Source organism: Nocardia caishijiensis NBRC 108228, assembly GCF_001612825.1.
Taxonomy (GTDB): Bacteria; Actinomycetota; Actinomycetes; order Mycobacteriales; family Mycobacteriaceae; genus Nocardia; species Nocardia caishijiensis.
This window is the reverse complement of sequence record NZ_BDBE01000016.1, coordinates 76,528-87,881: the sequence shown is the minus strand read 5'-3', so window position 1 is coordinate 87,881 and position 11,354 is coordinate 76,528. Positions and strand designations below refer to the sequence as shown.

Below are 11,354 nucleotides of genomic sequence, written 5' to 3'. Positions count from 1 at the left end.
TACCGAGACACAACAAAGGGGCGGTCCACTTCGCGAACCGCCCCCTGCACAAATACTCAGAAGTTGATCATGTGCCCCGCAAGCCCATGAATGGCTTCCTGCAACGCCTCACTGAGCGTCGGATGCGTGTGCACATTACGAGCCAGCTCGTTCACCGTCAGATCCCACTTCTGCGCCAGCGTGAGCTCCGGCAGCAGCTCGGACACATCGGGCCCGATGAGGTGACCACCGATGAGTTCCCCGTGCGTCGTGTCGGCGATGAGCTTCACGAAACCCGTCGGGTCACCGAGCCCGTGCGCCTTGCCGTTGGCGGTGAACGGGAAAGTAGCCACCTTCACGTCGTAGCCCTCGTCGCGGGCCTGCTGCTCGGTGAGACCGAAGCTGGCAACCTGCGGCTGGCAGAAAGTGGCGCGCGGCATCATCCGGTAGTCGCCCAGCGGCATAGTCTCGGCACCGCCGATGGTCTCGGCCGCGACCACGCCCTGCGCCTCGGCCACGTGGGCCAACTGCAGCTTGGCGGTGACGTCACCGATGGCGTAGATGTGCCCCACGTTGGTGCGCATGTAGTCGTCGATCGCGATGGCACCGCGGTCGGTGAGCTCCACGCCGGTGGTCTCGAGGCCGTAGCCCTCCACGCGCGGCGCGAAGCCGACGGCCTGCAGCACCTTGTCGACGGTGACGGTCTCGACGTTGCCGGACTTGTTGTCCTTGATCTGGACGGTGACCTTGGACCCGTCGTCGTCGATCGACTGCACGGCCGCACCGGTGGTGATGGTGATGCCGAGCTTCTTGTACTGCTTGGTGATCTCCTTGGAGACGTCGACGTCCTCGTTGGGCAGGGCCCGGTCGAGGAACTCGACGATCCGCACGTCCACGCCGTAGTTCTTGAGAACGTAGGCGAACTCCATGCCGATGGCGCCCGCGCCGACGATGAGGATCGAGCCCGGCAGGTCGCGGGTGAGGATCTGTTCCTCGTAGGTGACCACGTTCTCCGAGAGCTGGGTGCCGGGCAGCAGCTTGGTCGTGGTGCCGGTGGCGATGATGACGTTGTCGAACGAGATCGTCTCGTTGCCGCCCTTGGTGAGGGCGACGTCGAGCGAGTTCGGGCCGGTGAAGGTGCCGAGACCGTCGAACTCGTCGATCTTGTTCTTCTTCATCAGGAAGTGCACGCCCTTGACGCGACCGTCGGCCACCTTGCGGCTGCGGTCGAAGGCGGCGCCGAAGTCGAAGCTGACCTCACCGGAGATGCCGAAGGTCTTGGCTTCCTTGTGGAAAATGTGGGCCAGTTCGGCGTTGCGCAGCAGTGCCTTGGACGGGATGCAGCCCACGTTCAGGCACACGCCACCCCAGTATTTCTGCTCGACAATCGCTGTTCGCAGGCCGAGTTGAGCGGCACGGATCGCGGCGACATATCCGCCGGGACCAGCGCCGAGAACGACGACATCGTAGTGGGAAGTCACGTCACCGAGCCTAACTCTGTTTCGGGGAGTTCACCCACCCGTCCCCCACTTCGCCTGAGATGCGCTCGCCCCGCCTCGATCGAGGCGGACCGAACGGTACTGTCGGCAGGGTGAGCGGCGCGGGATCATGGGGCCGAGCGGCAGGTCCGGCCCGGAGCGCGAGTGTGGCGGACACGCCTGGCATCGGAGCCGGGCGCGCTACGCACGCACCAGCCGTGGATGTGCGCGAGGGTGTCCCTGGCGGTCTGGACGCGGGGATCGGCAGTCGGGTCGACGGCACCGTTTCGGTGCACCTGGTGCGTCTGCTGCTGCAGACGGCGCGGCGACTCGGGGTGGCCGAGGAACAACTGGCGCGCGTACCCGGCACCGACGCTGTGGTGCTGCGTGGTGAGTTGAATCGGCTGCCGATGAGTTCACTGCTCAGGCTGTGGGAGTTGATCGCGCGGCCCGGCGCGGGGGTCGCGGTGGCCGAGGCCGCGCCGCTCGGGGCCTTGAACACCTGGGACTACCTGGTGACAACCGGTGCGACACTGGTGGATTCGTTGCGCGCCGCGCAGCCCTACCACCGTCTGGTCACCGCCGCGGCCGAAGGTTTCGATCTGTCAGGTGAAGCCGATCTCACCGTCGGGTACCGCACCTCGGCGAGCGATCCGGTGGTCGCCTCGACGGTCAACGAATACGTGCTGGCGTATTACCTGCGCCGTGCCCGCGAGGCGACCGGCCGCCCACTGGTCCCGACGAAGGTGACCTTCGGACATCCGGCGCCACCGGACCACCGCCTGCTGACCGACGTATTCGGCACGCGCGCCATCGAATTCGGTGCCGCCGCCGACTCGATCACGTTCCACGCCGACGACGCGAACGCCCCGCTCCCCCGCGCCGACCCGATGCTCGCCGACCTGATGCGCAGCCACGCCGACCTCGTCCTCGCTTCGTCGCGCACCGTCGCCGATCCGCTCGATGCGTTCCGCATCGCCCTCACGTCCGCCCTCGACACCGCCGACCCCACTCTCGCTCGCGTGGCGAAAGCCCTGGCCATGAGTGAACGCTCCCTACAACGCCACCTCGCCGACCACGGCACCTCCTGGCGTGCGGAGCTGGACAGCCTGCGCTACGAGCGCGCGAAACTGCTGCTGTCCCAAGGGCTCCCGAAATCAGCCGTTGCCCGCCGGTTGGCTTTCACCGACGATCGAGCCCTCCGCAAAGCCGTTCACCGTTGGACAGCGGCCAGTGAGGCGACCGCATAGGCGGCGCGATGTCACCGGCGATCGGACCGAGCCCCCTAACGGCCTTCGGCGGTCGTTGCCAAAGGCCGGTGGATCAGCGGCGCACCGGGTAGCTGAGGTGGGTGGCACGGCGGCCCGGGACGACGACCGGATCGTCCAGCAGCAGATGGCCTTTCGCGAGTTCGCCGAAGTAGGAGACTCCTTCGCCGAACAGGACCGGGACGAGGCTGACGCACACCTCGTCGACCAGACCCAGATCGAGGGCCTGCTGGATGATGGTCGTGCTGGCGATGGTGACGTTCTTGTCGCCCGCGATCCGCTTGGCCTCGGAGATCGCGGTGGTCACGTCGCCGACGAAGGTCGTGTTCGGCCAGCGCTCGGCGGCGTTCTCAGGTGCGTGGTGCGTGACGACGACAACGGGTGCGCCCATCGGGTGCTTGTCGTCCCACCCGTTGGTCATGTCGAACAGATGGCGGCCCGCGATGAGCGCGCCGGTGTTGTCGATCCATTCGTGGAGGACCTGCGCGCCCGCCTCGTCGACCTGGAGCGACCGGTCCGAGGTCGCGCTCGGCACGCTCACCTCGCCGCCTTCGTACCACTCGAACAGTTCGCCGATCCCGTCGTGCGGGTCCGCGATGAATCCGTCCAGCGACATCGTCATATGCGTGAAAACTTTGCCCATGCTCGCACCTCCTGGCGAAACGGTTGTCACCGGTATAGACGCGCCGCGCGCACGGAACTCATCGGCACGCGCCGGTCCGGTCCCGGCGCGCGAGGACCGGGTGGTGGCGTGTGCGGACCTGGGAACGCCGATCGGAGCGTCATAACGTGTTCTTCACCGGTCAGAAAACACCGGCTGACCTCGAAAGAAGGCTAGATCATGACCATCCCGACGCACACCCGCGAAATCCACCTCGCCGCCCGTCCGAACGGTGCCCCGGTCGCCACCGATTTCGCCCTCGTGGAGCAGGAGCTGCCCGAACTCGCCGACGGTCAGATCCTGGTGCGCAACACCTGGATGTCGGTCGACCCGTACATGCGCGGCCGGATGGACGACAAGCCGTCCTACATCCCGCCGTTCGAAATCGGTGCGGCGCTGGAAGGTTCGGCGATCGGTACGGTGATCGCGTCGAAGTCGCCGGATATCGCGGTCGGCACCACGGTGACACACTTCGCCGGATGGCGCGAACACTCCGTCGTCGATGCGGCATCAGCCACTCCCATCGACCCCGCACTCGCTGCCCCACAGCACTTTCTCGGCGCGCTCGGCACCACCGGTCTCACCGCCTACGCCGCGTTGACCGAGGTCGCGACAGTGCGGCCGGGGGACACGGTGTTCATCTCGGCGGCGGCGGGCGCGGTCGGCAGTGTGGCGGGCCAGATCGCCAAGGCCCTCGGCGCGAAGCGCGTGATCGGTTCGGCGGGCGGCCCGGTCAAGACGCGAAAGGTGCTCGCGGAGTTCGGATTCGACGCGGCGATCGACTACCGGGCCGGTGACCTCGCCGGTCAGCTCGCCGAGGCGGCACCCGACGGCATCGACGTGTATCTCGACAGCGTCGGCGGCGAACACCTGAAGGTGGCGATCGAGGCTCTCAACCCACAGGGCCGCGTCGCCCTGGTCGGCGCCATCAGCGGTTACAACGGAGAAACCGATCGCAAGGCCCCGGACCTCTACCTCGCGGCGACCAAGGAGATCACCCTGCGCGGCATGCTGGTGACCAGCTACCTCCCGCTCTTCGCCGAGTACATCCCGAAGGCCGCCGCCTGGCTCGCCGACGGAACCCTGCGCACCGCCGAAACCACCTACGAGGGCCTCGACCAAGCCCCCGCAGCCCTACTCGGCGTCCTCACCGGCGCCAACACCGGCAAGATGCTCGTCCATCTCGGGTGAGGAACCGAGGTCACCACGCTCCGGTGGCGGAGGCACTCGGCCCATGCCGCCACCAGAGCGTGATGATCGGATCAGCGCCAGACCTGGGTGGCGACGCGGGTGAAGTTCCCACTGAAGAGGGCGGCGCGTTCGGAAGGCGTGAAGCCTCGGGCGGATAGGAGGTCGTCGAGGCCGGGGAGACCAGGAGTTTCGCCGAGGAGATCTTCGGGCGGGGTCCACTGCAAGGGGCCCCAGGCGGTGTAGGCCGCGGAGAAGGCGTCGGGGTTCTCGTGGATCTCGGCGTTGAATTGGTCGCCGTCGAAGGAGTAATCGGAGCCGATGCCGATGTGGTCGATGCCGACGAGGTCGACGCCGTAGCGGATGTGGTCGGCCATGGCGGAGAGGCGCTCGACGCGCGCTTCGGGCGCGTTCTGGCCCAGGAAGATACCGACACCGTTGACGCCGATCACCCCACCTGTCGCGGCGCAGGCGCGGGCCTGGTCGTCGGTGATGTTGCGCGGATGTTCCCACAGCGCGGCGAAATTCGAATGGCTGTAGATCATCGGGGCGGCGGTGTGCGTGGACAGGTCGAGACCGGTGCGTCGAGAGCAGTGCGAACCGTCGACGACCATGCCGACCTCGTTGAGCTTGCGCACCAGGTCTTTCCCGTACGGGGTGAGTCCGGTGTCGACGGTGTCGAGGCAGCCGCACCCAGCGGGGTTGGCGTGGTTGTAGGTGGGCAGCAGCGTGCGCACGCCGAGTTCGTAGAACAGTTCGACGTTGTCCAGGTCGCCATCGAGGGGTGCGGAGTCCTCGAGGTCGAAGGCCAGCGAGATCACCTCGGGCGCACCGATATCGCTCACCCGGTCGACGAGGCGGAACCGTGGGTCGGCAGCGGCCTGGCCACGGAACAAGTGCAGCAGGGCGAGCGAGTCCGCCTTGGTCTCCGCCGAGTACCCGACGTTCACCGACAGATACGACCCGAGTGGGTAACGGGCCAGATCCGCCACTCGCGCCGTCGGCAACAGTGGCAGACAGCAGTGCTGCTCCCAGAGCATGGACACCTCCCCGTCGTTATCCGTGACCTGCGATCCTACGTTTCGCAACGCTTTCGGCACCCGACCGACGCTAACGCGATGTCTGATTCGTCCGATTAATCAGTACTGCGTCCCCTGTTCGAAGGCGGTGCGACATGCGTCGCTTCCTTGTCCTGCTTGCGTGCCTCGCGGCGGCTGTCGGCCTGTCGACACTGCCCGCCTCGGCCACCCCGTCCTATTGCGGTCTCACCTGGGGATCGCTGGACAAGTCGAGTCCCGGCTACGCGCCGGGCGCCGTGCGTGACGTGCGCGCGGGCCGACACGATTGCTACGACCGCCTCGTCGTCGACCTCACCGGTCCGGTCGCGGGCTATCGGGTGGGCTATGTCGACACCGTCACCCAGGACGGTTCCGGCGCGGGTGTCCCGCTGCGCGGCGGTGCCTTCTTGCAGGTCGCGGTCCTGGCACCCGCACACGACGACGCGGGCGCGAGCACCTACCTGCCGGGCGATCGCGGCGACCTCGTGAACGTGAACGGCTATCAGACCTTCCGCCAGGTCGCCTTGGCCGGTTCGTTCGAAGGGCAGACGACCCTCGGGCTCGGCGTGCGCGCCCGTCTGCCGTTCCGGGTGTTCGGTCTGGAGAGCCCCTCGCGGGTGGTGATCGACGTCGCGCACTACTGGTGAGGCCGCGTCGGCAACAATATGGGGATGAGCGGCGTTGAGCAGAACGTGACCGATCCCTACCTCTGGCTCGAAGACGTGACCGCCGAACCGGCGCTGGACTGGGCCCGCGCCCGCAACGAGGTGGTCGCGGACCGATTCGCGAACACCGACCGGTTCGCCGACCTCGAGCAGCGCGTCCTCGCGATGCTCGACGACGACACCAAGATCGCCTACCCCGGGCGACGCGGTCCCTGGCTGTACAACTTCTGGCGCGACGCCGAGCACCAGCGCGGACTGTGGCGGCGCACCACCTTCGAGTCCTATGCCACCGAGAATCCCGAGTGGGACGTGCTGATCGACATCGACGCACTCGCCGAGGCCGAGGGGGAGAACTGGGTGTGGGCGGGGGCAGCGGTGCTCCGCCCTTCGCAGACACGCGCCGTCATCCACCTGTCGCGCGGCGGCGCCGATGCCACGGTCGAACGCGAATTCGACATGACCACAAGGCAATTCATCGCGCCCGAGGACGGCGGCTTCTTCCTGCCCGAGGCCAAGTCCCGGGTCGGCTGGATCGATGCCGACACCGTCTATGTCGGCACCGATTTCGGGCCGGGCTCGCTCACGGATTCGGGTTACCCACGCATCGCGAAGCGTTGGCGGCGTGGCACCGCGTTGTCCGAGGCCGAAACGGTGTTCGAGGGCAAGCCGAGTGACGTGTCGATCGGCGCCGGATTCGACCGCCACCCCGGGTACGAACGGCACTACCTGCATCGATCGACGGACTTCTACAACACCGAGGTCTCGCTGCTCGTGGATAGTGCGTGGCGACTGCTCGAAACCCCGACCGACGCCGATGTCGACTGGTACCGCGACTGGCTGCTGGTCCGCTTGAAGACCGCCTGGACTCCCGCCGAGACGACCTTCCCGGCGGGCAGCCTGCTGGTCACCGATATCAACGACTTCCTCGCGGGCGGTAGAGATTTCGAGGTGCTGTTCACCCCCGATCCACACACCTCGCTGGAATCGTGGGGCTGGACCGAGAACCACCTGATCCTCACCACCCTGCGCGATGTGCAGACGGGCCTGCGCGTCGTCACCCCGGGAACGGACGGCTGGACGAGCGTCGACCTGCCCGACACTCCGACCATGTCGAGCACCTCCGTGGGCAACCTCGACCCGCTGGAAGGTGGGGACGAATTCCTCCTCACCACCACCGGTTTCACCACGCCGACCACCCTGTTGAGCAGCGCGGTCGGCGACGCCCCAACGCTGCTGAAGCAGGCACCCGCGTACTTCGACGCCGAGGGCATCGAGACCGAGCAGTTCTTCGCCACCTCCGACGACGGAACCGCGGTCCCCTACTTCGTGATCCGTCACCGTGACCGTCGCGGCACCCCCGGCCCGGCGATCATGAACGGCTACGGCGGTTTCGAGGTATCCAGAACACCGGTGTATCTGGGCACGGCGGGCATGGCCTGGCTCGAAAAGGGCGGCACCTACGTGCTGGCCAATATCCGGGGCGGCGGCGAGTACGGGCCCGAATGGCACACGGCCGCACTGAAAGAGCACCGCCACCGCGCCTTCGAGGACTTCGCCGCCGTGGCCCGCGATCTGGTAGCCCGTGGCATCACCACCGCCGACCAACTGGGCGCGATCGGCGGCAGCAACGGCGGACTGCTGATGGGCGTGATGCTCACCCGCTACCCGGAACTGTTCGGCGCCATCGTGTGCCAGGTGCCGTTGCTGGACATGAAGCGCTATCACCTGCTGCTGGCAGGCGCCTCGTGGATCGCGGAGTACGGCGACCCGGACAAGCCGCAGGAGTGGGCGTTCATCAGCGAGTACTCGCCGTATCAGAACACCGATCCCGGCAAGCAGTACCCGCCGATCCTGCTCGCCACGTCTACCCGCGACGACCGCGTCCACCCCGGGCACGCGCGGAAGATGGCCGCGCTGCTGGAATCGGAGGATCGCACCGTCTGGTATTACGAGAACATCGAGGGCGGACACGGCGGCGCGGCCGACAACAAGCAGTCGGCGTACTTGTCGGCGCTGGTGTACGAGTTCTTCATCCAGATGCTGATGGAGGGTCGCGGGCGCTAGATAGGTACTATGGTTGTCGTAGGTTCGAGCGGAAGGAGCGCATCGTGGCCGATGCCGATGGTCATCCCGATATCGAGGAGTTCGACCTGTCGACCGTGCTCGCCGCTCTCGCCGACGACAACCGGCGCAACGTGATCGCCCAGCTCTACGCCGAGCCCGAGGGCGCCGAACAGTTCTGCAGCGTGTTCGGGATGCCCTGGGCGCCGTCCACCCGCACCCACCACTTCCGGGTGCTGCGCAAGGCCGGATTGATCTGGCAGCGCGATGTGGGCAACGGCCGGATGACGAAACTGCGCCGCGACGACATGGAAACCGCGTTTCCGGGTCTGCTGACCGCGATCCTGGCGGCAGATCGTCATCCGGCCACCCCGGCTACCAGCTGACCGGCAGCGATACCGGGCGGTGCACGAGAACCCCTGTCTCCCAGGTGATCTCGTGCTCCGGCACGGCCAGCCGGAGGGTGGGGAACTCGGTGACCAGCCGCTGGATCACCTCGATGATCTCCATCCGGGCCAGTGCCGCGCCCATGCAGTGATGCATGCCGTACCCGAATTGCAGGTGCCGCTTCCCCTCGCGGCCGAGGTCGAGCACCGACGGGTCCGGGTACACCTCGGGATCGCGGTTGGCCGAGTGAGCGTCGGCGTACACGATGTCGCCGGGGTGCAGCACGCCCCGGGACAGCGTGACCTCCCGGGTGGTGACCCGGGGGAAAGTGGAGATCCGGCCCAGCGGGAGCAGTCGGAGGAATTCCTCGATCGCCGTGGGAACGGTCTCGGGGTTGCGCACCAGGTGGTCCCACAGTTCCGGCCTGGCCAGTGCCACGTAGGCGATCTTGGTGATGACGGAGAGGATGTTCTGGTCGCCGCCGACGATCGAGCCGAGCAGGATCGCCGCGTATTCGGCGTCGGTGACCGGGGGTGACACCGAGTCGCGGGCGTCGAGCAGGTCGATGATGAGGCCCGGTTCGAGGTCGCGACGACGGGCCACCAGGTCTTCGATGTAGTGGTAGAGGGTCCAGAACTCGGCGAGCAGGGCCGGCACGTCGGTGTCGTGGGCCAGCTGCATCTTGCGCGAGAGGTGGCGGAAGTAGGCGATGTCGGCGGTCGGGATGCCGAGATAGTCCACGTTCACGCCGATGGTCACCGGATCCAGCAGTGTCTGCACGAGATCGGCTGTGCCACCGGCATTCTGGGCCCGCAGTTCCGCGACGGTCCCGTCGAGGACGCGCTGCACCGAGGGCGCGCGGCGGGCGATGGTCGCGGCACTGTAGGCCGAGGCGACGAAGCCCTTGAGCCTGCCGTGACCGGGGTGATCGAGGTTGAGCAGCATTTCCGTCGGCATGATCGTCGGCAGGAAGGTGGGACCGTCCTCGACATTGGTTTCCGCGCGGGCGAAGCTGAGGTCGGTGAGCACCGCGTGCACGTCGCGGTAGCTGGTCACGTGCACCGCGGTGTGCCCGCTCGGCAGCACGACCTGCGGTAGTCCGCCGCGTGACGGTTCGGCCGCCGGTTCGATCATGGTCGGTGGGCTGATGTTCGCGATACCGTCGAGATCGACCCGGACGGCGTCGATGGCGTGTGTCATGAGGTAACTCCTTCCGGGCGCGCCTGTCGGCGGACCACGATGATGGCGAGAGTGAGAACGACGAGCAGGGCGACGAGCACACCGACGGTGGTGGTGAACGCGGTGCGGTAGACGTCGGGGTGGCCGAATTGACCGGCGGCGGTGTCGTGCGCGGCGGTGCCGCTGAGCTGCCTGCCGACCACCGCGGACAGGACGATGGCGTAGCCCGCGACGAACACGGCCTCGCTGCCGATACGGAAGAAGTTCAGGACACCGGCCGCCGTGCCACCGCGTTCGGCGGGGACCACCGACAGGGCGTGCCCGTCGACGAGTCCGATGGGCAACCCGAAGCCGAGGCCGAGCAACACCATCGGCACGACCAGCCACAGCACCGAGCGGCCCTGGTCCAGCGCGAGCACGCCGAGATTGCCGAGAATCAGCGCCGCGAGACTCAGGTAGACGACCCGGCCGATGGTGAGCGCGGGGAACCGGGTGACCAGGTGACCGATGGCCACCGGTGCGATGAACACGGGAATGGTCATCGCGAGCATCAACAGCCCGGACGCGCCCGCCGACAGATCGGTGATGCCGCTCAGGGCCGAGGGCAGGTAGGTGAGCAGGGTGACGAAACCGATCGACCCCGCCACCGGAACCAGGCACATCGCCAGGAACTCGCGATTGCGCAGGAGCCCGAGGTCGAGGATCGGGCCGTGTTCGGCGGTGCTCGGTTCGGCGGCGGGCAGCAGGCGGGTGCCGAGACCGGCGGCCGCGAGGATCACCGCGTGCACGACGAACACTCCGCGCCAGTCGACCACCGCGATGAGCAGGCCGGAGATGGTCGGCCCGAGGGCAAGGCCGAGGCCGTTGACCGTGCCGAACACCGCGAAGGCCTTGGTGCGGCGGGTGCCCTCGTACGCGCTGGACAGCAGCGCGGTCGAGCCGGTGAGGATGGCCGCCGCGCCGACGCCCGCGATCACCCGGGCCAGGTCGAGCACGATCAACGCGGGCGCGACGACGCTGCCGACACTGCCGACGACCACCAGCGCGGTACCGATCCCGAAGGTGCGGCGGTGTCCGATGCGGTCGCTGATCGCGCCCCACAGCAACGTGGTGAGCGCGAAGGCGATGTTGAACCCGTTGACGACCCATTGCAGCGCAGTGGGATTCGAGCCGAGATCACGGGAGATGAGCGGTAGCGCGATGGCAGTGCCCGCGATCGCCATCGGGGTGACGAACTGGGCGGCCAGGACCACGGGCAGCGTGGCGGGGCTTGGTGGGGCTTGGGTTGCGGTCGACATGGATCTCCCTCGGTGGGCTCCGATACGCGAATTAGGCACTACCCGATCGGTAGGTACGATGATATTAGTAGCTACTACAGTTCTCGGACAACCGGAAGTCGCCGATGCGGCTCACCCACCCCAGGAGCAGTC

General features: G+C 67.4%; 10 protein-coding genes. 5 read left to right on the top strand and 5 right to left on the bottom strand.

Annotated features, from left to right (window positions below; genetic code table 11):
- Positions 1-56: 56 nt before the first annotated feature.
- The gene (gene lpdA / locus NC7_RS04485; protein ID WP_067979176.1) at positions 57-1,460 is read right to left on the bottom strand and encodes a dihydrolipoyl dehydrogenase; all 1,404 of its coding nucleotides are present in this window, start codon (positions 1,458-1,460) and stop codon (positions 57-59) included.
- A 215-nt stretch (positions 1,461-1,675) separates the two neighbouring features.
- On the opposite strand from lpdA, the gene NC7_RS04480 reads away from it, so the two are divergent.
- Entirely contained in the window at positions 1,676-2,707 is a 1,032-nt protein-coding gene (locus NC7_RS04480; protein WP_236573125.1) for an AraC family transcriptional regulator, read from the top strand.
- A 73-nt stretch (positions 2,708-2,780) separates the two neighbouring features.
- Here the strand turns inward: NC7_RS04480 and NC7_RS04475 are convergent, their stop codons facing one another.
- Positions 2,781-3,368, bottom strand: a complete 588-nt coding sequence (locus NC7_RS04475) for a dihydrofolate reductase family protein (protein ID WP_067979173.1) — start codon at positions 3,366-3,368, stop codon at positions 2,781-2,783.
- Positions 3,369-3,566: 198 nt separating this feature from the next.
- On the opposite strand from NC7_RS04475, the gene NC7_RS04470 reads away from it, so the two are divergent.
- Positions 3,567-4,577, top strand: coding sequence for an NADP-dependent oxidoreductase (locus tag NC7_RS04470; protein ID WP_067979170.1), 1,011 nt, complete (start codon positions 3,567-3,569; stop codon positions 4,575-4,577).
- 71 nt (positions 4,578-4,648) lie between these two features.
- On the opposite strand, the gene NC7_RS04465 is transcribed toward NC7_RS04470, so the two are convergent.
- Complete coding sequence (locus NC7_RS04465) at positions 4,649-5,614, bottom strand: dipeptidase (protein ID WP_067979167.1); 966 nt, start codon at positions 5,612-5,614, stop codon at positions 4,649-4,651.
- A gap of 134 nt (positions 5,615-5,748) precedes the next feature.
- On the opposite strand from NC7_RS04465, the gene NC7_RS04460 reads away from it, so the two are divergent.
- The 3 genes from NC7_RS04460 to NC7_RS04450 are packed head-to-tail and all read left to right on the top strand — an operon-like array spanning position 5,749 to position 8,744.
- Positions 5,749-6,279 (top strand): AMIN-like domain-containing (lipo)protein, encoded by a 531-nt coding sequence (locus NC7_RS04460; RefSeq protein WP_067979163.1) that lies wholly within the window; start codon positions 5,749-5,751, stop codon positions 6,277-6,279.
- Between the two features lie 24 nt (positions 6,280-6,303).
- Positions 6,304-8,361: a prolyl oligopeptidase family serine peptidase gene (locus NC7_RS04455; RefSeq protein WP_084457936.1), complete on the top strand. Its 2,058-nt coding sequence runs from the start codon at positions 6,304-6,306 to the stop codon at positions 8,359-8,361.
- 44 nt (positions 8,362-8,405) lie between these two features.
- On the top strand, positions 8,406-8,744 hold the full coding sequence (locus NC7_RS04450; protein ID WP_067979160.1) for an ArsR/SmtB family transcription factor: 339 nt from the start codon (positions 8,406-8,408) through the stop codon (positions 8,742-8,744).
- On the opposite strand, the gene NC7_RS04445 is transcribed toward NC7_RS04450, so the two are convergent.
- Complete coding sequence (locus NC7_RS04445) at positions 8,734-9,945, bottom strand: cytochrome P450 (RefSeq protein ID WP_067979156.1); 1,212 nt, start codon at positions 9,943-9,945, stop codon at positions 8,734-8,736. The two genes, NC7_RS04450 and NC7_RS04445, sit on opposite strands and share 11 nt — an antisense overlap.
- On the bottom strand, positions 9,942-11,222 hold the full coding sequence (locus tag NC7_RS04440; RefSeq protein WP_067979153.1) for an MFS transporter: 1,281 nt from the start codon (positions 11,220-11,222) through the stop codon (positions 9,942-9,944). Before NC7_RS04440 ends, NC7_RS04445 begins: the two co-directional genes overlap by 4 nt.
- Positions 11,223-11,354: the final 132 nt, after the last annotated feature.